22 protein-coding genes are annotated in these 21048 nt (G+C 41.2%); 16 read left to right on the forward strand and 6 right to left on the reverse strand.

All coding sequences use genetic code 11. From position 1 onward, the window contains the following. Nucleotides 1-217: 217 nt before the first annotated feature. Nucleotides 218-1267 (forward strand): DNA-methyltransferase, encoded by a 1050-nt coding sequence (locus H6G40_RS07360; protein WP_069474620.1) that lies wholly within the window; start codon nucleotides 218-220, stop codon nucleotides 1265-1267. Here H6G40_RS07360 and H6G40_RS07365 read toward each other — a convergent pair. Beyond that, nucleotides 1264-1854: a ScaI family restriction endonuclease gene (locus H6G40_RS07365; protein ID WP_002733807.1), complete on the reverse strand. Its 591-nt coding sequence runs from the start codon at nucleotides 1852-1854 to the stop codon at nucleotides 1264-1266. The genes H6G40_RS07360 and H6G40_RS07365 overlap by 4 nt on opposite strands. A gap of 396 nt (nucleotides 1855-2250) precedes the next feature. Between H6G40_RS07365 and psb34 the strand changes: the two genes are divergently transcribed. After that, nucleotides 2251-2430, forward strand: a complete 180-nt coding sequence (gene psb34 / locus H6G40_RS07370) for a photosystem II assembly protein Psb34 (protein ID WP_002732326.1) — start codon at nucleotides 2251-2253, stop codon at nucleotides 2428-2430. Nucleotides 2431-2504: 74 nt separating this feature from the next. On the opposite strand, the gene H6G40_RS07375 is transcribed toward psb34, so the two are convergent. Further along, complete coding sequence (locus H6G40_RS07375) at nucleotides 2505-3287, reverse strand: tetratricopeptide repeat protein (protein ID WP_069474621.1); 783 nt, start codon at nucleotides 3285-3287, stop codon at nucleotides 2505-2507. A 62-nt stretch (nucleotides 3288-3349) separates the two neighbouring features. On the opposite strand from H6G40_RS07375, the gene psbP reads away from it, so the two are divergent. From psbP to ureG, 4 genes are all read left to right on the forward strand, one after another. After that, nucleotides 3350-3898: a photosystem II reaction center PsbP gene (gene psbP, locus H6G40_RS07380; protein WP_002731843.1), complete on the forward strand. Its 549-nt coding sequence runs from the start codon at nucleotides 3350-3352 to the stop codon at nucleotides 3896-3898. Between the two features lie 253 nt (nucleotides 3899-4151). After that, the gene (locus tag H6G40_RS07385) at nucleotides 4152-4562 is read left to right on the forward strand and encodes a hypothetical protein (protein ID WP_002731575.1); all 411 of its coding nucleotides are present in this window, start codon (nucleotides 4152-4154) and stop codon (nucleotides 4560-4562) included. A gap of 133 nt (nucleotides 4563-4695) precedes the next feature. Next, the gene (locus H6G40_RS07390) at nucleotides 4696-5283 is read left to right on the forward strand and encodes a Maf family protein (RefSeq protein WP_002731779.1); all 588 of its coding nucleotides are present in this window, start codon (nucleotides 4696-4698) and stop codon (nucleotides 5281-5283) included. A 175-nt stretch (nucleotides 5284-5458) separates the two neighbouring features. After that, nucleotides 5459-6052 carry an urease accessory protein UreG gene (gene ureG, locus H6G40_RS07395; protein ID WP_002792251.1) on the forward strand — a complete coding sequence of 198 codons (594 nt, stop codon included), beginning with the start codon at nucleotides 5459-5461 and terminating at the stop codon, nucleotides 6050-6052. Nucleotides 6053-6061: 9 nt separating this feature from the next. On the opposite strand, the gene H6G40_RS07400 is transcribed toward ureG, so the two are convergent. From H6G40_RS07400 to H6G40_RS07410, 3 genes are all read right to left on the reverse strand, one after another. After that, complete coding sequence (locus H6G40_RS07400) at nucleotides 6062-6787, reverse strand: WecB/TagA/CpsF family glycosyltransferase (RefSeq protein WP_002733785.1); 726 nt, start codon at nucleotides 6785-6787, stop codon at nucleotides 6062-6064. Nucleotides 6788-6908: 121 nt separating this feature from the next. Next, nucleotides 6909-8324: an ABC transporter substrate-binding protein gene (locus H6G40_RS07405; protein WP_004158172.1), complete on the reverse strand. Its 1416-nt coding sequence runs from the start codon at nucleotides 8322-8324 to the stop codon at nucleotides 6909-6911. A gap of 169 nt (nucleotides 8325-8493) precedes the next feature. After that, nucleotides 8494-10095 carry a B12-binding domain-containing radical SAM protein gene (locus tag H6G40_RS07410; protein WP_069474622.1) on the reverse strand — a complete coding sequence of 534 codons (1602 nt, stop codon included), beginning with the start codon at nucleotides 10093-10095 and terminating at the stop codon, nucleotides 8494-8496. Between the two features lie 522 nt (nucleotides 10096-10617). On the opposite strand from H6G40_RS07410, the gene H6G40_RS07415 reads away from it, so the two are divergent. The 10 genes from H6G40_RS07415 (at nucleotide 10618) to H6G40_RS07460 (ending at nucleotide 20282) form a co-directional block, all read left to right on the forward strand. Continuing rightward, nucleotides 10618-10794, forward strand: coding sequence for a DUF4089 domain-containing protein (locus tag H6G40_RS07415; RefSeq protein WP_069474623.1), 177 nt, complete (start codon nucleotides 10618-10620; stop codon nucleotides 10792-10794). Continuing rightward, a complete protein-coding gene (locus tag H6G40_RS07420) occupies nucleotides 10791-12122 on the forward strand; it encodes an AtzE family amidohydrolase (protein WP_123231108.1) in 1332 nt (443 codons plus the stop codon). Before H6G40_RS07415 ends, H6G40_RS07420 begins: the two co-directional genes overlap by 4 nt. Before the next feature lie 271 nt (nucleotides 12123-12393). Continuing rightward, nucleotides 12394-13671: a glycosyltransferase gene (locus H6G40_RS07425; RefSeq protein ID WP_123231107.1), complete on the forward strand. Its 1278-nt coding sequence runs from the start codon at nucleotides 12394-12396 to the stop codon at nucleotides 13669-13671. Next, nucleotides 13658-14449, forward strand: coding sequence for an MOSC domain-containing protein (locus H6G40_RS07430; RefSeq protein WP_002740456.1), 792 nt, complete (start codon nucleotides 13658-13660; stop codon nucleotides 14447-14449). Before H6G40_RS07425 ends, H6G40_RS07430 begins: the two co-directional genes overlap by 14 nt. Before the next feature lie 130 nt (nucleotides 14450-14579). Continuing rightward, nucleotides 14580-15641, forward strand: coding sequence for an Mrp/NBP35 family ATP-binding protein (locus H6G40_RS07435; protein WP_002733003.1), 1062 nt, complete (start codon nucleotides 14580-14582; stop codon nucleotides 15639-15641). 219 nt (nucleotides 15642-15860) lie between these two features. Then, nucleotides 15861-17141, forward strand: a complete 1281-nt coding sequence (rodA, locus tag H6G40_RS07440; RefSeq protein ID WP_016517289.1) for a rod shape-determining protein RodA — start codon at nucleotides 15861-15863, stop codon at nucleotides 17139-17141. A 385-nt stretch (nucleotides 17142-17526) separates the two neighbouring features. Further along, nucleotides 17527-17853 (forward strand): mannose-binding lectin, encoded by a 327-nt coding sequence (locus H6G40_RS07445; RefSeq protein ID WP_002775566.1) that lies wholly within the window; start codon nucleotides 17527-17529, stop codon nucleotides 17851-17853. A gap of 107 nt (nucleotides 17854-17960) precedes the next feature. Further along, entirely contained in the window at nucleotides 17961-18182 is a 222-nt protein-coding gene (locus H6G40_RS07450; RefSeq protein ID WP_069474626.1) for a DUF2283 domain-containing protein, read from the forward strand. Nucleotides 18183-18224: 42 nt separating this feature from the next. Next, complete coding sequence (locus tag H6G40_RS07455) at nucleotides 18225-19202, forward strand: MvdC family ATP-grasp ribosomal peptide maturase (RefSeq protein ID WP_069474627.1); 978 nt, start codon at nucleotides 18225-18227, stop codon at nucleotides 19200-19202. A 105-nt stretch (nucleotides 19203-19307) separates the two neighbouring features. Then, on the forward strand, nucleotides 19308-20282 hold the full coding sequence (locus tag H6G40_RS07460) for an MvdD family ATP-grasp ribosomal peptide maturase (RefSeq protein ID WP_069474628.1): 975 nt from the start codon (nucleotides 19308-19310) through the stop codon (nucleotides 20280-20282). Nucleotides 20283-20491: 209 nt separating this feature from the next. Here H6G40_RS07460 and H6G40_RS07465 read toward each other — a convergent pair whose 3' ends face one another. Then, a complete protein-coding gene (locus tag H6G40_RS07465; protein ID WP_016517284.1) occupies nucleotides 20492-21025 on the reverse strand; it encodes a GNAT family N-acetyltransferase in 534 nt (177 codons plus the stop codon). Between the last annotated feature and the right edge of the window lie 23 nt (nucleotides 21026-21048).

Consider the following 21048-nt stretch of genomic DNA (forward strand, 5'->3'; position numbering starts at 1 on the left):
TGATAATTATCCAATCTACTCAGTTGAGATTTTTCAAGGAAAACTCGCTGCTTTATCAGTCAATCTTTAACTCTTGGTGGGGTTTTATCCCCCCCATCCAGGGTAAGGGAAGGAGAATGATTACAAAAGTTATTAAATTAAGCACAACTCCAGTGATATTTTGGTAAAATAAGGGCATAATTAAAACTATCAAAATACTTACCTGTCCTTTGAGATTATGGTTGTAGAGTCCCAGCGGAAACAAAAAAAACTATCGTCTAGGGAAGATGAGTCTCGTCCAATTGCCAGCAAGGAACAAAACTCTTATCTAGCAGAGGGAATTGTTGATCATCAATCAACTCAGATTGCTCCTTCCTCCTTACTACAGCCATTTTCTCCAGAGTTAGAAAAAGATAGAGCCAACAAATTTAATTTTCTTAAAGAAATTCTGGTTAGTCATCTTGGTCAACCTTTTTACTCGGACAACGGCTTTATTCTTTATCAAGGAGATGCCACAAACTTTTTGTCTAAACTATCTCATAGTGACATAAAAATTGACCTCACTGTTACATCACCACCTTATAATATTGGCAAAGAATATGAACGAGTTCTTTCAATCAATGACTATGTTGATTGGTGTGCTAATTGGCTGCGGCAAATTTATCAGATTACTCAAGATAACGGCGCTTTGTGGCTAAATGTTGGTTATTTAGAAGTACCAGAAAAGGGATTATGTGTTCCGATTCCCTATCTTCTTTGGGATAAGTCTCCCTTTTATCTTTTACAAGAAATTGTCTGGAAATATGGGGCAGGTGTTTCTACAAAAAATCGTCTTAGTCCTCGCAATGAAAAATGGCTTTTTTATCTCAAAAATTGCCAAGAATATACTTTTAACTTAGACAATATTCGTGACCCTAACGTTAAGTATCCCAATCAAAAGAAAAATGGTAAATATCGTTGTAATCCCCTCGGTAAAAATCCTTCTGATGTGTGGGAAGTTTCTAAAGTCACTACAGGAGAAAAGCGCAGTTCTAAGGAAAGAACCGGACATCCCGCACAATTTCCTTTAGCAATTGTCGAGAGAATTATACAAGCTTCATCTAATCCGGTAGAAATAATTCTTGATCCCTTTGCCGGTTCTTGTTCTACAGGAATAGCGGCCTTGGGATTAGGAAGAATTTTTGTGGGTTTTGAAATTCGACCAGACTATTGCGAGATAGCTGCAGAGAGATTTAAAAGATTTAAAAAAGAAAGAAGCAATACTTATATCCAAGGCTCATTATTCTAGATTTTTCGATACAATTGGAGCAATTTATAGTTTTCTACGTCAGAGGAAAGACGCGATTGTTGACCTGTAGCTGCCTTTTGCCCAATCCAATCCCCAGAATCAATCCAACCGAAACGAATTAGTTTAATCTGAGGATTAGTAGTATTAGAAAACTTCTCAAAGTTAACTGCTAAATAGTATCCAGACTTACCTTTTTTGCTGTTATTAGAATTTTGAGCATAGCTTCTATTGCCATATATATGTCTAGGATCAGAGGAGGTTTTGACTTCAATTGAAAAAAAGTCATCAGGTATATAGACAATATCTTTATCAGATATACTGATATCTCCTCTCCAGAAATCGGGATATTTTGCTTTTAGTTCTAAAGGAATTAATTCATGAAGTAGAAAACCCATAATTTGAGGTTTAGGGAAGATATCCCTACCAATTCTAAAACCTTTTGTACCTAACTGAGAATTAAAAATTGATTGCCAAGATGTTAAAACAACATCAACAATTGCATCGGTAGATAGGGGATGTCTTTCCACAAGTCGTTGGGTGATAGATAACCAATTACTAGGAGAGAAATCTGCATAGGGAGAATTCATCTATAGTTTTTTTACGGCGTTATTAGATACAGTAACTAATATTAACGCAACCACCTCCCCCTATCCCAACACCTAATACTAAATTCTGTTTAAAAGGCATAGGAGAGTGGGGAATGCTGGATCAGGGAGCAGGGAAAAACAATCCATAACTTGGGAGTTAATCATAGTATTAAAAACGGATTTAGTATGATTAGCCTTTTTAAACTTGTTTTCGCAGTTTCAATCCTTGAAAATGCGATCGCTAATAAAAATAGCAGAGTCCGGCAGTTACCCCAAGACTAAGAATTGTTATCCCCGTGGGAATTTCCAACATACCCGACTCGGTTGCTGATATGTTGTAGGATTGTAATAAGAGGATTTTTTTCCTGAAAAATTGTCATATTTGAGGTTTTGATTATGCCTTATACAAATGAAGAAGGTGGACGCTTAAATAATTTCGCCGCCGAACCGAAAGTTTATCAAGCGGATCCCCCCACTAAATCGCAACAACGTAATTATCTTTTCTGGGGTGTTGCTGCGATCACACTTGTCGGTGGACTGTTAGCCGTCGCTTTTTACGCATCTCAAGCTGGCTAAAATTTAGTCCCTCGTAGTTGCGATTTAGCCCCTTTCACTCCTCTTTACCGCTAATATCACAACTACTCCCTATTTTAAGGCTTTTGACCCTGAATTAATGCCACTGCTGACTGAGACTTAGCCGCAGTCCCCTGTTTACCCTGAGATAACGCTAGACGGGCCGCCTCCTCTAAATCAGCGATCGCTTTTTCCCTGTTTCCCAATTTATAATAGGTCAAACCCCGATTGTGGTACGCTTCGGCAAAATTAGCATTAATTTTCAGACTCTCATTATAGTCCCTTAAAGCCATTTCCTGCTGTCCGGCTCGGTTATAGGACAGGGCGCGATTATAGAAAATGCGATCCTGTCCTCTAGTTCCCTGTAAACTCAAAGCTTTTGTGTAATCCTCGATCGCTTCTAGGTGTCTTCCCAAGTCATCCTTAGCATTACCGCGATAAATAAAGAAATCAGCAAAATTTCCGTTTAAAGCGATCGCTTTTGTGCAATCTTCCACCGCTGCCTCGTATTTTTTCGTCAGATAATGCACATAACAACGATTACCGAGAGCACTAACATAATTGGGGTTGATTGTCAAGGCCTGGGTATAATCTGCGATCGCTCGCTCGTACTGGCCGAGAACTAATTCCGCATAGCCGCGATTATAGTAAGCATCGGCATCCTTCGGTTCTAATTGTAGAGCTTGAGTAAAATCGGCGATCGCCCCTGAGTAATCCCCTGCGGTTAAACGATCCACCCCCCGATTATAAAATTCTACAGCTTTCACGGGGTTAGCGGTAGTTTGAGCGCTTAGGGGAGAGACAGTCAGTAAAAAAGTCGCTATAGCTATAATAATTGTCAATTTTTTCTTAATTTTCATAATCCGTTCACCTAAACAATTCAAGGTAAAATTAAACAGCCCTACTTACAGGTCAAAATATCATGATTAAATCTCTTTTGGCGACTTTCCTCCTAATTACCACCCTCCTCTTCACCGGTTGTGCAACTCCCATCGCTGGACTGCAAGGATACACCAGTGGCAGCCAAGGCTATCAATTTTTATATCCTAAGGGTTGGACGCAGGTGGAAGTGAAAAAAGTTGCAGGAGTAGATGTGGTTTTTCATGACCTGATCGAAACGAGCGAAAATTTAAGCGTTATTATCAATCCCGTCCCCGACAATAAAACTTTAACAGATTTAGGGACCCCCTCGGAAGTTGGCTATCGTCTCCTAAAAAATAACAGTCTTAACCCCAATCTTGATAAGGAAGTAGAATTAATTCGCTCAGAATCCCATCAAATTGACGGCCAAGATTATTATATCCTCGAATATCAAGTTAAATTAGTCAACGGCCAAGAACGTCATAATCTGGCCAGCGTCACGGTTAATAATCATAAACTCTATTCTTTTAATCTTTCCACTTCCCAAAAACGTTGGACGCAAATTCAAGAACTCTTTGAAACTATCGTTGATTCTTTCTCGGTTAGTTAGGGAAATAGGCAACAGGTAATAGTAAAACGTAGGGTGCGTTAGACGGCAAAAATTCCTGTTTTGACTTAAAGGTAACAATCCGTCGTAACGCACCACCTATCATCAACTAGGTAGCCGGTTATAATTAAAGATAACATATAAAGAACCAGAAGCCTGTCCCACTATCTAACAATTAATTGAGATTACTTACTGAATCAGTAAATAGTAATCAGTAAGAAAGTGGTAACTGATAACTGATAACTGATAACTGAATATGAGTAACTCGGAAGAAAATAGACTAGATAGACTCGAATCTCTTGCTGAAAATACCCTAACAGAACTACGGGAGATTAAATCAGGACTACAGGAGATTAGATTAGGATTACAGGAGATTAAATTAGGACTACAGGAAACCAATCAGGGATTAAAAGAAACTAGAGTGATTGCTAATTCTAACGCCAAATCGATCGAAGCGTTAACTAATAGTCTTGCTGAGTCTAAAAAAGAATGGGAAAAAGACAGACGGGGACTTTATCAACTGCTAGGACAATTAACTCGATCGATGTCGGATTTTTATGAGGTTCAGTCAGATTTTTACAATCGATTTGACAATGAAGGAAGACAATCCCGCATGGTTGAGATTTTAGATCGTTATTTTCCCCCCGAAAATCCTGCCAATTCTTAGCATAAATAGCTAAAAAACTGATAACTGATGGTGGGTTACGGCCAATAGATCAATTAATAATTAATTCTAATAATTTGTCATTGCCTAACCCACCCTACCTAACTATCTCCTATCTCTTTTGACTGAAAAAACTATGTCTATTCCCTTGATTCTTGCTTCCGCTTCTCCTGCGCGTAAAAAACTATTACAAATGGTGGGAATCGATCCGATTGTGCGAGTGAGTAACTTTGATGAATCGACAATTAATGCCGATGATACTCTCCATCTTGTCCAAACTTTAGCCCAATGTAAAGCGCAAACGATCGCCCCCCAATTTGATACAGGATTAATTCTTGGTTGTGATTCCGTCTTAGAAGTAGCGGGGGAAGTCTATGGCAAACCCAAGGATAAATTAGAAGCGATCAATCGTTGGCAAAAAATGCGCGGTCTGGTGGGTACACTCTATACAGGTCATGCTTTAATTGATCGAGTTAATAATCAAACTTTGACTCGTTGTGGGATTACTAAAGTTCACTTTGCCAATATCAGCGATGAAACAATTATTGCCTACGTTGACACCGAAGAACCCCTAAAATGTGCCGGCTGTTTTGCCTTAGAAGGAAAGGGGGGTCTATTCGTGGAAAGATTAGAGGGATGTCACAGTAATGTTATCGGTTTAAGCTTGCCCCTGTTTAGGCAGATGTTAACGGATTTTGGCTACCAAATCACTGACTTTTGGTGATCTTTTTGCCGATAATTTCCCCAAATTTATTGGCAAAAGGGCTTGACAAATTCTCAGATTTATGTTAACCTTTTATTATAGTGGGAATCCGTGTCGCCCTGCGAACCCCTCTTTTTTCTATCCGATAGCCCCAAAATTTTTAACCCTTTCCTTTTCACTTTTTCCCGAAAAAACTATGTCTTGCTTGCGCGTGGGAATTGCCGGTCCGGTGGGTTCAGGAAAAACAGCCCTGCTCGATGCCCTGTGTAAAAATTTGCGGGATCAATATCCGATCGCCGTAGTCACCAATGACATTTATACTCAAGAAGATGCCCAATTTTTAGTGCGATCGCAAGCTTTAGCTCCAGAAAGAATTTTAGGAGTAGAAACGGGAGGATGTCCCCATACAGCTATTCGCGAGGATGCCTCAATTAACTTAGTTGCCATTGAACAGTTAGAGAGAAAATTTGCTAACTTAAAGCTAATTTTTCTGGAAAGTGGTGGTGACAATTTAGCGGCAACCTTTAGCCCCGAATTAGTAGATTTAACCATCTATGTGATTGACGTGGCAGCCGGAGATAAAATCCCTCGCAAGGGGGGACCGGGTATCACCAAATCGGATTTATTGGTAATCAATAAAATAGATTTAGCCCCGATGGTGGGGGCAGATTTAGGGGTGATGGATAGAGATGCCAAAAAGATGCGCGGGGATAAACCCTTTATCTTCACCAACTTGAAAACACGGGAAGGATTAGAGCGAGTGATTGCCTTTATCGAAAAGAATTTATAATAACTCTTGCTAGGAATAAAAAAGAGAGCGCCAGAAAAATTTAGGTAAAGCTAACATTCTTTTCCAGCGCCAAGGTTCCTGATAGAGTCGATACAACCACTCTAAATTATTGTCACAGAAAAAGCGAGGGGCGCGGATTTTTGTCCCGGACCAGATATCAAAACTGCCCCCCACACCTACCCAGATAGCTTGGGGACAGAGATATCGATGTTCCCTAATCCAATATTCTTGTCGGGGTACTCCCAAACCAACTAAAATTAACCGCGGTTGTTGATCTTTTAATACCTCGATCCAATCGGACATTTCCTGGGAGGATAGATAACCGTGGTTAGTCAGAATACGGATATTAGGTATCTTTTTTTGCCAATTACTTGCCGCTTGTTCAGTAATCCCCGGTTTACCACCAAAAAAAGCAATAGGAAAACTTTCTCCCTGCATTCCTAACTCAGTAATTAAGGATTCTGATAATTCAATACCGGGGCAGCGGGTTTGTTTTTTACCCCTTAATTTTAAGTAAATAACAATCCCCGCGCCGTCGGGAATAACTAAATCTGCTTCTCGAATAACTTGGGCTACTTTAGCATCATTTTCCCCTAACATTGCCATTTCTGCATTAAGAGTGACAACGTGGGAACCAAAACCTTGATAGAGGCGATCGATTAACCAACGACTGTAGTTATCGAGAAGATGAACCGGTAAACCAAGAACAGAATATTTGGGGGGAGTTTCTAACATAAGTAGGTAGGTGCTAATAGTTGTCAGACACCCCCCTTATTAAGGGGGGATCAGAGGCAAAATCTATCTTCAATTTAATTATAAATACTTACTTACAATTCATCTTGATTTAGTTGTTATTTTATCGAGAAATTGGCACAAAATCCATCCCAAAACTAGAACGAGAACCTGGTTCAACTACCACTAATTGCACGGATTGATTGCGATCGCCAGAGGGTAAAAATCGCACGGGATTAGTCGCCCCGGGTACAGAAAAATCACTGCTTCTTAACGCCTGTTGAACTCCCTCTCGGCTAGATTCTGCCTTAATTCCGGCGATTAAAGCCTGGGTAGCGTCATAGGCGGTGGCAGTGCGCCAATTTACGTCTCCTTGCCACAATTGGCGGGAATTATTCACAAAAGGACTGTTCGGATTAGCCGCCAAATGCCAAGCGACAGCGACAATCATGCCCAGGGCATTTTTTCCGCCTACATCCAGAGTTTTGGGGCTATAAACGTCATCACCCGCCACAATCGGTAATTTTTGGCCATTGATTTGAACCACCTGTAAAGCCTTATCTAGGGTACCACTATCCCCAAGAAGGGCGATGAGATTTGCTCCCTCCTGTTGAGCTTGTTGGAGGCTTTTAGAAGGGGTAAAAGTGAGGGAAGATAGATCAAATTCACTCACCACTTGACCTCCTCCTAATCCTAAAGCGGTGGTAAATTCAGATTTTAGGGATTGACTATAACCACTTTGGGAGTTAAAAAATACCACTGCCTTGACGTTAGGAATTTTTTGCAAACTAGATTCGGCTAATGCCCGTGCCGCCACAAAATCACTGGGAACAGAACGAAAGATATAGTCACCAAAATTGGAGAGTTTAACTGAGGTACTGATGGGGGAAATCATTACTAATCCCGCTTTTTGATAGATAGCAGCCGCCGCTAAAGAGGTATCACTGCTAGTGTGTCCTACTACTCCTAAAATGCTGTTATCAGCCGCTAATTTTTGGGCAATTTGAGCGGCAATTTCGGGATTATCAGCATCATCAGCAATGAGAACTTTTAAAGGAATGCCATTAATTCCTCCGCTTTGATTGATTTGATTTTGAGATTGGGCAACTCCTCGTAAAACTTCTAGGGCGGTGTTGACATTGCTCCCAATTGGCACGGAAACGGCGATAGTATAGGACTTAGCTTCACCAATACGGGCGTTATTTAAGTAGATGAGAGCTTCGGGATCATTTTGATTAGCTCGCAGGGATTTTTCTAGGAGGTAAACTGCTTGCTGAAAGTCCCCTTTTCCGAGTGCCTGTATAGCAGCTTGTTTGTCAGAAGCAGCCCCTTCAACTATTAATAAGTTTTCACCTTGACTAAATCTTGCTTGTGGCGATACCGATTTTTGCTCTGGTGATATTTTCTCGATTTCAGAAAGATTGGTTGGGTTATTTGATCCTTGAAAACGATTGTATAACCACCAACTACCAGCCCCAAAAAATATTAGGGTAATCAGCAGGGATAAAAGCAGGGTAACTGTATCATTTTTCTGGCTCATGGGCTGATAACTAAGATTAAATTAATGGTTTAATCGAGATTGATAGTTAATAAAAGCACCAATTCAATTCTGAATTGCACCAATATCCGATCTACCTTGATAGAATACCTCATTTGGGGTCTGATAGTCAAGACATTGTTTAAATGTGTCTTAGCTTATTAGCAATATTTTACCTTTTTGTTTGGGAATCTTCTAAATGTTTTATTAAAACATTTGAGGATAAAGTACCGTGTAAATGACTCCAGGGTAAAACCTGTTCTAAACGCCATTGTTGATGAACATAATAATCTAGCGGGGGAATTTGTCCTTTTAGTTCCTTAAAAGCGCGTTTATAACTGCCTAAAGAATCACCGTAGCCACGAGTTAATTCTAACAGGGAAGTTAAGCGGCGATCGCCTCTAGATAATAGGGCTTGAATCACTGACCAATTATAACTCTCTGGTCGAAATTCTATGCCCTGTTTACCTAATTGTTTCTCTAGATATTTTAATCTTTTTTCGGCCATTTTATTAACTCCAAACCACTGAAAAGGAGTATGGGATTTAGGCACAAAGGTGCTGCAACCGAAAGAGATTCGCAGTCCAGAGGCGGCTTTTTTTAAGGCTATTAACATTTCCACAGTTGCCGCAATATCTTCGATTTCTTCTCCCGGTATTCCCACCATACCATAGAGTTTTATCCCTTTTAAACCGCCCGCTTTAGCATTAATGGCAGCTTGGATAATTTCATCATTGGCTAACTTTTTGTTGATAATTTCCCGCAAGCGATCGGAACCACTTTCTACGGCAATAGTAATTGATTTGCTGTCTCTTAGGGATAAAATTCTGGCTAATTTTTCCGTGACAGTATTAGTTCTAACTGAAGCGATCGAGAGTCTAACCCCCTCAAATTTTGGTTGAAAAAGATAATCGAGTAAGGTTTCAAATTCAGGATGTTGGCTGACGGAAGCACCTAATAAACCCAAGCGATCGGTCACTTTTAAACCTTTTTCAATGGCGGGAATTAAAGATTCTAAACTAGCGGTACGAAAGGGTAAAGTTAAATAACTAGCTAAACAAAAACGGCACATTTCTGGACAACTTCGCACCACCTCTACCATATAAATATTCTCCCATGCCGCTTGTTTTGTTACCACCGTAGAAGCTGAAAGGGTATTACTGCGATAGGTTTGTTTACTAACAAAGGCGGGAACATTATTATCTATGGGTAGAATTGCCGTAATTTCACCTTCTGGACTGTCATAATTAACGGTATATAAACTAGGAACATAAACCCCCGAAACCTGGGCTAAATGACGGAGTTTTGTCGGTCGATCGGCGTTTCTAACCTCTTGATAGGCATTAATAAAATCAGCAATTAAATTTTCACCATCTCCCAATAAAATTACATCAAAATAAGCGGCAAAAGGTTCGGGATTAGCGGTTAAAACTGGTCCACCCCCAAAAATTATCGCCTGCTGATCTTGCCGTTGATGACTGTGACAAGGAATTTCTAAAGATTCTAACAGCGAGAGGATATTAACATAGTCCAATTCCCAGGAAAAGGAAAAGCCAACTAATTCGGGATAACGGGGTAAAGATTCTTGAAAATCCGTAAATAAACGACTAACTTGTATATCCGATCGCAGGGCTAAAGTTGCCCAAACAATTTGATAACCTAAACTGGTTATACCCACAGAATACTGATTAGGAAAGGCAAAAATAGTTCTAAGGGCATCACTGTGGGGTATTGCGGGAGTAAAGAGGAGTTTTTCGTCTTGTAAGATGGTCATTTCAGTTATCAGTTATCAGTTGTCAGTGACTACCAGTAGTCTTCAGTAGCTTTTAATTTTCATTCTCTTGAAAGGGGAGACTTGTTACCTCTTGTTTTTGGTCATATATAAGTTTAATTTAATCGGGGGGTGAAGGAGGGGAAAATATCTCAATATACAGTTCTAGGATCATATCTCAGGTTATGATGCTGGGGAGTCGGTGGTCAAGAACAAATTCAAGTTATACTTCCTCCCTAGGGATAGCTATTGTATTTACAGGAGATTTTCTCTTATATCCTAGCAATTTTCACAGCTTAACTAGGTGTCGATTTTATTCCTGAGCGCCGCTTTCAAGCAAATTTTGATCTCCTTTACCCCAACCAGAACGAAATCTATGAAGGCTGCATCTCAATTTGGTCGAAATGTCTAGATGACATTTTGGGCGCACGCGGTGCGCCCCTACTATTGGCGCAATAATATTATTTATTGTAGGGGCGAATTGCATTCGCCCTCTTTGAATCACAAATATGGAATGCAACCTCTATGAATAATTCCGAAGAATACGTTATAATCATGGCGAAAATCCTAGATTTAACCATTCCTGATCGCTATTTAAATTCTGTGGTTGAAAACTGGCAACGCTTGCAAGAAATCGCCAGTTTAGTGACAGAATTTCCCTTAGAGGATGACGGGGAAAGCGCCCTCAGCTTTGAACCATGACTATTTCTGCGATCAATTTAGCTCGATCGATCCAAAATCGTCAAACTAGAGCCTTAGAAGTTATTAGCCAGACTCTCGCGGAGATAGAGGCAAAAAATCCCCATTTAAATTGCTTTACCGACATTTTACAGCCTAGAGCGCTCGCTCAAGCCCAAAAAATCGATCTAGCGATCGCCAATGGGGAACCCGTCGGTGTCTTAGCAGGAGTCCCCTTCGCCGTCAAAAATCTCTTTGATATCAAGGGTATTGTCACCCTTGCCGGTTCCAAAATCAATCGAGATCACCCTGCCGCCGGACAAGATGCGATCGCTATTCAAACCCTAGAAGCAGCCGGGGCAGTTTTGGTGGGGGCGACCAATATGGATGAGTACGCCTACGGTTTTGTCACCGAAAATGCCCATTATCGAGCCACTCCCAACCCCCGCGATCCTAGTCGCGTCTCGGGGGGATCCTCCGGCGGTTCCGCTGCTGCCGTTGCCGCTAATTTAGTGCCTCTCGCCCTCGGTTCCGATACTAATGGTTCCGTGAGGGTTCCCGCCGCTTGCTGTGGCGTGGTGGGGCTAAAACCCACCTTTGGGCGCGTATCCCGTCAGGGCCTATTTTTGTTCGTCAGTAGTTTGGATCATCTGGGATTTTTTAGCGGCAATGTGGCGGATATGGCGGCTATTTGGAGTCTTTTTGCCAAAAATAACCTTAAAGCCCCTTTAAATGGCTTAGAGGGGGTAAAAATAGCCCTTGCCGACGATTATTTTCAGCAGGGAGCCGAACCGGAAGTAATCGAGGCGGTGACAGCGATCGCTGAACGTTTAGGAGTGAGCCAAAAAATCACCATTCCCGAAACCGCCCGCGCCAGGGCAGCCGCCTATATAATTACCGCTTCCGAGGGCGCAAATTGGCATTTACCGCGTTTACAGACCAGATTAGAGGATTTTGACCCCGCAACCCGGGATCGCTTCTTGGCAGGGGCATTAATTCCCTCTAGCTGGTATTTACAGGCTCAACGTTTTCGCCGTTGGTATCGCGATCGTCTGCGAGAGATTTTCGCCGAAGTCGATATTATTCTCACCCCGACGATTCCCTGTATTGCGCCACCATTAGGAGTAGAAAAAATGATTATTGACGGGCAAGAGCTATTAATTAGACCCAATTTAGGCAGATTCACCCAACCTTTTTCTTTTATCGGTTTACCTGCCCTTTCTTTGCCGATTAAACGTCCATCCCAGCTACCTTTAGGTTTGCAAATCATCGCCGCACCCGATCGCGAAGACTTAATCCTAAGGGTAGCCAGGGTTTTAGAGGAAATGCTCATAGATATCCCGCATAAGTGAGATATTAAGGGCACACTTAATCCTAAAATCCCTAATTTAAGGACATATAGGCAAAAAGGTCATTTTTCTAGTCTAAGTAAACAATCTATTCGTTTTTTCTTCTCTGAATGCTGACTACTGGCTCGGAGACTACTTTTCAATGGTTGATAGGGTCTTATTTTTTTGAATTTAACTCGATTTCTCGACTCATTAGAACAATTCGAGCCTATAATATAATTAGGTTCAAATCGAGAATCAATTTTTTTATTGCCATCTATCTGCAAGGAAATCTATGAAAATTGTCATCCCGATCCTATTTTATAGCAAAGGAGGAGTAGAAAGAGTCATTATCTCTTTGATACCTAGCTTATTAGAATATGTCGAACAGATTATTATCGTCCTCCCTCGTAAGGAAATTGAATATTTTAGATATTTAATGCCCGATTCCGATAAACTTATCTACGAAAATTTTGATTTTTATCCCCATAGTTTTGAAACAAAATTAATCTATGTTTATGGTCTTCTAGCGAATTTTTATAAAACCCTAAGACTAACTTCTATTCATCATATTTTCTCTCGTAGAATTGGACTTTTACGCATCGAAGCAAGAATTAATCAGATTATCAAGCGTTACCAAGCTGATCACTGTTTGTATGGAATGACTAATCGGATTTCTCCTCCTAATGTCAAGGTTACTTTAAGTGGCATTATTTATGATGTTTTTTGGCAATTTGCTCCCTTAACTTACTCAGAATCTTATCAAGAACCCTACAATGAAGCGTTAAAAGAATGGTTAGATCGGGCTGATCTACTGTTCACAATTTCCCAAAAAACTAAAGAAGATGTTTTAAAAATTTTTCCTAATGTTACCTATGCTAGTAAATTAAAAGCTGTACTTTTAGCAGGATTTGTCGAGCAGTCTAATCCCAAGAGTGATTTAGTCAAAAGTGAGCTAGTTACTTTTTATTTTCCCTCCTCCTTTGGTATCTACAAAGATCATCTGACTTTGCTCAAAGCAACTATACAACTAGCCAAAAAAGGCTTAAACTTCAAGGTTGTTTTTATTGGCAAGGAAACCGATAATCTAGTTAATGGAAATCTGCAATTATCTCAACAGTCCCAAACTCAAGAATACCAAGATTATCTCAAAGAATGTACCCGACTTTATCGGGAAAATCAAGAAATTTTTCAGAGTCATTTCAAGGGATTAGGTTATCAAGACTATGAAACATTGCAGTTTTATTATCAAATCTGTTCCTGTGTGGTATTTCCCTCAAAATACGAAGGTTTTGGATTAGCAATAGCAGAAGCAATTTTACAAGGTATTCCCGTTATTGCTTCCGATTTAGAAGTGTTTCAAGAACAGGTAGAATTATATAATTGTCCCGAAAGAGTGCAATTCTATCCTAGGGGAGATGCGGACAGTTTAGCCAATTGTTTAGAACAATTTATCCTCAATCCAATTCCTCGCTTGTTACCCGAAGATATCCCCAATAAAATTAATTTCTGGACGTGGGAAGATGTGGCTAAAAAATATGTAGAACTACTGAAAGAAAATGCAGGTTACTGATCTCTATATCTACCCGATTAAATCCTGTCGAGGTATTCAATTATCCCAAGCTGAAGTGACTCCTAAAGGTTTACTCTGGGATCGAGAAATGATGTTAGTGGATGGTAAGGGTAAATTTATCACCCAAAGGGAATATCCGCAATTAGCCACCGTTTCTGTCACCATAACAGAGGATAACTTTTCTCTGAAAACATCTCAAGATTCCCTGACTTTTCAGCCTAATTTCACAGGAGAAAAAAGAGCGGTTCAAATCTGGGAATCCCAAACCATAGCCATGGATCAAGGAGATGAAATCGCCGAATGGTTTGAGAAAATTCTCGACATTCCTTGTCGTTTAGTGCGACAATCTCCCGATTATCCACGTCCTGCGAATCCTCGCTATGCAGGGAACGATCATACTCCCGTCAGTTTTGCCGATGGTTATCCAATTCTATTAACTAATACTGCTTCTTTAGCGGACTTAAATCGGCGTTTAGTCACACCAGTGCCGATGAATCGTTTTCGGCCTAATATTGTTATTAGTAGCGATCGAGCTTTTAGCGAAAGTAGTTGGCAAAAGATCACAATTGGAGAGATAAATTATGCCCTAGTTAAACCCTGTAGTCGCTGTATTATCACCACCACCGATCAAGAAACAGGTAGGAGAAATCCCCAGCAAGAACCTTTAAAAACCTTAAGCACTTTTCGCCGTTTCCCCGGGGGCATTATGTTCGGAGAAAATGTCATCCCCGAAAAGACAGGTACAATTAAAGTCGGCGATCCTATTACCGTAATCTAGAGATCTAGATATCTAGGGGGATAGGGGAATGGGGGAATTTCAACTAAAACCCTAAAACCCCAACACCCAACCCCCACAAGGTTAAGATAAATAACCATAAGAACAATACTTGACTAGAGACACTGAAACCATGCCCCTTGATACCGCATCGATTTTAGAAGTATTACGTCCCGTTCAAGATCCAGAACTGCAAAAAAGCCTAGTGGAATTGAACATGATCCGCAATGTGGCGATCGATGGCGGAAAAGTTAGCTTTACCCTAGTTTTGACCACTCCCGCCTGTCCTTTGCGCGAATTTATCGTGGAAGACTGCCAAAAAGCCGTTAAACAGCTGCCCGGGGTGGAAAGTGTCGCCGTGGAGGTAACTGCCGAAACCCCGCAACAAAAAGCTTTACCCGATCGCCAAGGCGTGGAGGGGGTTAAAAATATTATCGCCGTTTCCAGTGGTAAGGGCGGTGTGGGAAAAAGTACCGTGGCTGTCAATATCGCCGTCGCCTTGGCTCATTTAGGGGCAAAAGTGGGGCTATTAGACGCGGACATCTACGGCCCCAACGCCCCGACAATGTTGGGCTTAAATGACGCACAAGTGACCGTACAGGGCGCAAATGGCGAGATATTGGAACCCGCTTTCAACCATGGCATCAAAATGGTTTCCATGGGCTTTTTGATCAACCCCGATCAACCGGTAATCTGGCGCGGTCCGATGTTAAACGGCATTATCCGTCAGTTTCTCTATCAAGTCAACTGGGGCGATTTAGACTATTTAATCGTCGATATGCCTCCCGGTACCGGGGATGCACAATTAACTTTAATTCAATCGGTCCCCCTAGCCGGTGCGGTGATTGTCACCACTCCCCAGACGGTTTCTTTAATTGATGCGCGTCGGGGTTTAAAAATGTTCCAACAGCTAGGGGCGCGGGTTTTGGGTATCGTGGAAAATATGAGTTATTTTATCCCTCCCGATCAGCCCGATCGCTCCTATGATCTATTTGGGTCCGGTGGTGGGGAAAAAACCTCGCAAGAATTGGGCATTCCTTTACTGGGATGTGTACCTCTGGAGATAGCCCTACGGGAGGGCGGTGATACTGGTGTACCAGTAGTTTTAGGGCAACCAGAATCGGCCTCAGCTAAAGCCCTGATAGCGATCGCTCGTCAGGTGGCGGCGAAAGTATCCGTGGCAGCCTATAGTTAGGGTTTGCGGCAAAAAGTTTTTCGGTGGGGGCAGGGTGTGGGGTGTAGGGTGTAGGGTGTAGGATTTTACCCATTTTCAGGGAAAAAGTCCCTAAATTTTCCCCCCGATCACTCCAAGGGCCGGTGCTTTTGGATTTCAAAAAGGTCTAAAAGTATTATCGAACAATGTTTTTAGATTTATTGAGCAAACCCTAGTTAGTTAGTAAATTTGGGGAGAGAAATGGTGAGAAGACAGTCCCTTATTAGTAGGAAACTACGCGGTTTTAGTGAGCAGTTTAGCTTCATTTTCCGGGATATAGCCCAAATGGATCGGCTTTTGTTCGTTTTGGTGACGGGTTTAACCGTTTTCGGTGGTTTAATGATTCGTAGTGCCGAAAGACATACCACTGCTCTCGATTGGTGGCAACACTGGTTATTCGGATGCGTGGGAGTGGCGATCGCTTTATTTCTGGCCCGTTGTCGTTACGAAAGTCTGCTCAAATGGCACTGGTTAACCTATCTTCTCACCAATCTCTCCCTAATCGCGGTAATTATCCTAGGCGTGACGGCGAATGGGGCGCAAAGTTGGATTAATATCGGCAGTTTTAACGTGCAACCGTCGGAATTTGCCAAGGTAGGTTTAATTATCACCCTAGCAGCCCTCCTACATCATCGTCCCGCCGATAATCTTTTTGCGATCGCTCGTGTTTTTGCCGTCACTGCCATCCCTTGGGTGTTAATTATGGCGCAGCCGGACCTGGGGACAGGATTAGTCTTTGGGGCAATTACCCTAGGCATGATTTACTGGGCTAATGCGAAACTACCTTGGATGATTATCCTGTTATCTCCCATCGCATCGGTTTTTCTGTTTAATTTACTTTTTCCTGCTTGGATTGTTTTAGCAATTATCATCGCTGTGCTTGCTTGGTTTACCCTTCCCTACCGTTTTTTATCTACTTTCATCGTGGTGGCAACTAATCTGGCAGTGGGTAAATTAGGCGAGGTTTTTTGGGGTTTATTAAAAGAATATCAAAAAGATCGTTTAACCCTATTTCTTCACCCAGAAAAGAATCCTTTGGGGGGAGGTTATCAATTAATTCAATCTCGCATTGCCATCGGATCAGGAGAATTATTGGGACGGGGATTACACCAAGGCACCCAAACCCAATTAAATTTTATTCCCGAACAACACACCGATTTTATCTTCTCGGTAGTCGGGGAAGAACTCGGTTTTGTTGGCAGTATTCTAGTTTTAATAGCTTTCTGGTTAGTTTGTTGGCGTTTGTTAGTCATTGCTAATACTGCTAAAGAAAACTTTGGTTCTTTAATAGCGATCGGTGTTCTCTCGATGATCGCTTTTCAGGCAATTCTTAATATTAGCATGACCGTGGGATTAGCCCCGATTACAGGGATTCCTTTACCTTGGTTAAGTTATGGACGTTCATCTTTATTAACCAATTTTATCGCCTTGGGTTTAGTGGAATCCGTGGCTAATTATCGCCCCCGTAAGCGTTTGTACTAAGTAGTTGTACAGATATCAGTTATCAGATATCAGTTATCAGTTATCAGTTATCAGATTTGAGTTTTAAGTGTGGAGTATTAAATCCCACTTTCCGCACTTCTTAACATTGAATTAATAATTTTTACCAATATATTGCTTACAATCCTTGTCCAGTAAGGATTATAGCTACAATGATGGATTTTGATCAAGGTGAAGAATTGTAAATTTTTTTCTCAGAAAAAATCAATTATTGAAAATGTTCTCAATAGTAGTTTCTACAATCAAGGTTTTTCGTTAAAAAATCTTGGGGAATGTAAAAATATATAAAAGTATATGAAGATGTGCGGAATGTCGGCTGTTAAGGCACTATGCTGAATCATATTGTTTTTTAACACACAGAGTTGTCATGCCCAATTTTTCGCACACTTGCAGCAGTATTAACTACGACCCTAACAGCACAATCCTGAGTGCTGAGTGCCAAGCTCGCGATGGAGAATGGATGCCCACCGAACTGAGGCTTAGTGACCATATCGGTAATATAGATGGGGAATTGCAGTTCGGGGATCAAAACTTCCAAGAAACCTGCCAAGATTGTCACCTTGAGTTCGGGGATGGAGACCAATCCGTATGGTTGGTATGCACTTGTCAAACAATGGATGGGGAATGGAAACCTACGCAAATACTGTTAGACAGTCAGATCGATAATAACGACAGCCAACTGGAAATCGGATAGGGTAGAAGAGGACGCAAGAAATCCACGATTCCGCTATCTGTTGGGTAGAAAACCTACACTTACCCGCAAGAAAAGTGTAGGTAGTTCAGCAAATATTGGAGAACGCCATGAAAGTGACCTATGATCCGGTCGTTGATGCTCTCAAAATCACCTTAAGTAATGTGCCAATTACAGAAAGCGACGAGCAGAGTCCGGGGGTGATTCTCGACTATGACCAGTGGGGGAACGTGGTGGGGTTAGAAATCCTCAATGCTCAGGAGCGGATGGACAATCCCCAGTCTTGCGAATATTCGATTCTGACAACTAAACCAGAATTTGTCGCCAGTTAAGAGAGACAAAAAGAAATTTAAATATAGGAATTTCCCACTGATATGAAAGAATCGCCTAAAGTTGTTTTATTGTTGACCCATAGCGGCGATTTTTTCACGATTGACCGCGTGGCTGAGGCGATAGAAAAAAAAGGAGCCACACCTTTTCGCTTAGATACCGATAAATTTCCCTTAGAGGTTCAATTAGCAGCCCAATTTAATGGTAAAAAAAGTTTTTATCAATTAACCTATAACCATCAATCTATTGATAGTCAACAGGTGCAATCTGTTTGGACAAGACGTATTTGGCAACCTGAACTAACAGGGGATTTAGATCCTCAGTTTCGGGAGGCTTGTGTGCGAGAATCCCAGACGACTTTGGCCGGTTTTTGGGATAGTTTAAGGTCAGCGCGTTGGTTAGATAATTTAGCGCAAATTGAGAGGGCTAAAAATAAGTTATTACAACTTCGTTTGGCCTCAGAAGTTGGCTTGATTATTCCCCCCACTTTAGTGACCAATAATCCTGATGCTGCCCGGGAGTTTTTTTCCCAGGTTCAGGGAAGAATGGTGAGTAAATTGTTAACTGCGATCGCCCACAGCATGGAATCGCCGGAATTTTTTCTTTATACCAGTAGGGTGAAAGCAGAAGACCTTGAGGAAGCGGAATCTTTACGCTATTGTCCTATGGTTTTTCAAGCGGAAATTCCCAAACAATTAGAATTGAGAATTGTCGTGGTTAATGGACAAACATTTGTGGGTGCTTTAGAATCTTCTCAGTATAATAATTCTGCCGTAGATTGGCGAAGACCGGGTATTGATCCTGGTGCTTGGCAACATCATACTTTACCCGATTCACTATTGCAGCAACTTCAGATTTTTATGGCTAATTTAGGGTTGAATTTTGGGGCGTTTGATTTTATCTTAACTCCTGGGGGAGAATACGTTTTTTTAGAAGTTAATCCGGGTGGTGAGTGGGGAATGTTAGAACGGGATTTAGATTTACCTATTTCTAATGCGATCGCTGATTTTTTAGTATGCTAAAAATCAAACCAAAACCTAATCAGGATTTTGAGGATTTTAGGATTATCAAGATTCTCAATCCAAAATCTAATCAGGATTCTCAATCCCAAATCATCAAGGAAATCTATGACCGTTTTAATTGTTACTTTTAGCCACGATAATGAAAGTATTCCTCTGGTAATCAAAGCCATAGAAACGATGGGGAAAAAAGCCTTCCGTTTTGATACCGATCGCTTCCCTACAGAGGTGAAAGTTGATCTTTACTCAGGCGGTCAAAAAGGCGGAATTATTACCGATGGAGACCAAAAATTAGAGCTAAAAGAAGTTTCTGCTGTCTGGTATCGACGCATGAGATACGGACTAAAATTACCCGATGGGATGGATAGTCAATTTCGCGAAGCTTCTCTTAAGGAATGTCGGTTAAGTATTCGAGGAATGATTGCTAGTTTATCTGGCTTTCATCTTGATCCAATTGCTAAGGTAGATCATGCCAATCATAAACAATTGCAGTTACAAGTAGCGCAACAATTAGGTTTATTAATTCCGGGGACTTTAACTTCTAATAATCCTGAAGCTGTCAAGCAATTTGCTCAGGAGTTTGAAGCAACAGGAATTGTGACTAAAATGCTTTCTCAATTTGCTATTTATGGAGACAAGCAAGAGGAAATGGTTGTTTTTACCAGTCCTGTTACTAAGGAGGACCTAGATAATTTGGAAGGTTTGCAATTTTGTCCCATGACTTTTCAGGAAAACATTCCTAAAGCTTTGGAATTACGCATCACTATTGTCGGTGAACAAATATTTACGGCGGCGATTAATTCCCAACAATTAGACGGCGCTATCTACGATTGGCGAAAAGAGGGAAGAGCGCTCCATCAACAATGGCAACCCTACGATTTACCGAAAACTATTGAAAAACAACTACTAGAATTAGTGAAATATTTCGGTCTTAATTATGGCGCAATTGATATGATTGTCACACCAGATGAACGTTATATCTTTTTAGAAATTAATCCCGTTGGCGAGTTTTTCTGGCTAGAACTTTATCCTCCTTATTTTCCCATCTCCCAGGCGATCGCTGAAGTCCTCGTCAACTCATAAACCAACAAATACAGAGCCAGAGTATTTTATCGCATCGACGAGGCTCTGACTCCAGATTTCCCCCCCGACTACTGACTTGAAAGAGGGTGTAGGGTGTGGGGTGTGGGGTGTAGGGTGTGGGAAGTGGGGAAGTGGGGAGTTTTCTCAGTGAACTGATAACTGATAACTGATAACTGATAACTGACTCCTAACCCCACCAACAAACTTTTTCAGCAAACCCTACTTAATTTCCAGACCAAGACTTTCTCTCGTGCTTCTATCAGATCCATGCCTATTTTTTCTAAAACTCGCTTTGAAGCTATATTATCGGGAGCGCAGCCAGCGGTCACTGTTTGCATACCAGGTTGAGAAAGTGTCCAGTCCATCATTGCTTTTGTCGCCTCGGATGCGTAGCCTTGTCGTCGATATAACGGCGCTACTTGATAGCCAATTTCTACAGCATCTGTGGGTAAACCTGTGACATCAGGAATAATTTTGATCATCACATGACCAATAAGAGTATTTTCTGTTTGATGAATAATTAAACTTCCCCATCCCCATTCATTTTGTAAGGGGAATTGCAGCAAAATATTCGCAATATCAGGGAAAGCTTGAATCAATTCTTGTTCGGCCCAGTCAGCTGCAACTTTTATCCCCAAAATTGTTGCTAATTCATCGATACCTATAATTGCGGCCTTGAGAAGTTCAAGCTTTAAGGGGACTAAATATAATCGTTCCGTCACCAGTTTTTCCAGTGCTTTCATTTGATAAAATTCCTATACCAGTT

The organism is Microcystis viridis FACHB-1342 (assembly GCF_014698335.1).
GTDB classification, from domain to species: domain Bacteria; phylum Cyanobacteriota; class Cyanobacteriia; order Cyanobacteriales; family Microcystaceae; genus Microcystis; species Microcystis ichthyoblabe_A.

What these genes read in the sequence shown, in the direction of transcription:
- H6G40_RS07360 (WP_069474620.1), top strand. Translation starts at nt 218, where the DNA reads ATGGTTGTAGAGTCCCAGCGGAAACAAAAAAAACTATCGTCTAGGGAA.
- H6G40_RS07365 (WP_002733807.1), bottom strand. Translation starts at nt 1,854, where the DNA reads ATGAATTCTCCCTATGCAGATTTCTCTCCTAGTAATTGGTTATCTATC.
- psb34 (WP_002732326.1), top strand. Translation starts at nt 2,251, where the DNA reads ATGCCTTATACAAATGAAGAAGGTGGACGCTTAAATAATTTCGCCGCC.
- H6G40_RS07375 (WP_069474621.1), bottom strand. Translation starts at nt 3,287, where the DNA reads ATGAAAATTAAGAAAAAATTGACAATTATTATAGCTATAGCGACTTTT.
- psbP (WP_002731843.1), top strand. Translation starts at nt 3,350, where the DNA reads ATGATTAAATCTCTTTTGGCGACTTTCCTCCTAATTACCACCCTCCTC.
- H6G40_RS07385 (WP_002731575.1), top strand. Translation starts at nt 4,152, where the DNA reads ATGAGTAACTCGGAAGAAAATAGACTAGATAGACTCGAATCTCTTGCT.
- H6G40_RS07390 (WP_002731779.1), top strand. Translation starts at nt 4,696, where the DNA reads ATGTCTATTCCCTTGATTCTTGCTTCCGCTTCTCCTGCGCGTAAAAAA.
- ureG (WP_002792251.1), top strand. Translation starts at nt 5,459, where the DNA reads ATGTCTTGCTTGCGCGTGGGAATTGCCGGTCCGGTGGGTTCAGGAAAA.
- H6G40_RS07400 (WP_002733785.1), bottom strand. Translation starts at nt 6,787, where the DNA reads ATGTTAGAAACTCCCCCCAAATATTCTGTTCTTGGTTTACCGGTTCAT.
- H6G40_RS07405 (WP_004158172.1), bottom strand. Translation starts at nt 8,324, where the DNA reads ATGAGCCAGAAAAATGATACAGTTACCCTGCTTTTATCCCTGCTGATT.
- H6G40_RS07410 (WP_069474622.1), bottom strand. Translation starts at nt 10,095, where the DNA reads ATGACCATCTTACAAGACGAAAAACTCCTCTTTACTCCCGCAATACCC.
- H6G40_RS07415 (WP_069474623.1), top strand. Translation starts at nt 10,618, where the DNA reads ATGAATAATTCCGAAGAATACGTTATAATCATGGCGAAAATCCTAGAT.
- H6G40_RS07420 (WP_123231108.1), top strand. Translation starts at nt 10,791, where the DNA reads ATGACTATTTCTGCGATCAATTTAGCTCGATCGATCCAAAATCGTCAA.
- H6G40_RS07425 (WP_123231107.1), top strand. Translation starts at nt 12,394, where the DNA reads ATGAAAATTGTCATCCCGATCCTATTTTATAGCAAAGGAGGAGTAGAA.
- H6G40_RS07430 (WP_002740456.1), top strand. Translation starts at nt 13,658, where the DNA reads ATGCAGGTTACTGATCTCTATATCTACCCGATTAAATCCTGTCGAGGT.
- H6G40_RS07435 (WP_002733003.1), top strand. Translation starts at nt 14,580, where the DNA reads ATGCCCCTTGATACCGCATCGATTTTAGAAGTATTACGTCCCGTTCAA.
- rodA (WP_016517289.1), top strand. Translation starts at nt 15,861, where the DNA reads ATGGTGAGAAGACAGTCCCTTATTAGTAGGAAACTACGCGGTTTTAGT.
- H6G40_RS07445 (WP_002775566.1), top strand. Translation starts at nt 17,527, where the DNA reads ATGCCCAATTTTTCGCACACTTGCAGCAGTATTAACTACGACCCTAAC.
- H6G40_RS07450 (WP_069474626.1), top strand. Translation starts at nt 17,961, where the DNA reads ATGAAAGTGACCTATGATCCGGTCGTTGATGCTCTCAAAATCACCTTA.
- H6G40_RS07455 (WP_069474627.1), top strand. Translation starts at nt 18,225, where the DNA reads ATGAAAGAATCGCCTAAAGTTGTTTTATTGTTGACCCATAGCGGCGAT.
- H6G40_RS07460 (WP_069474628.1), top strand. Translation starts at nt 19,308, where the DNA reads ATGACCGTTTTAATTGTTACTTTTAGCCACGATAATGAAAGTATTCCT.
- H6G40_RS07465 (WP_016517284.1), bottom strand. Translation starts at nt 21,025, where the DNA reads ATGAAAGCACTGGAAAAACTGGTGACGGAACGATTATATTTAGTCCCC.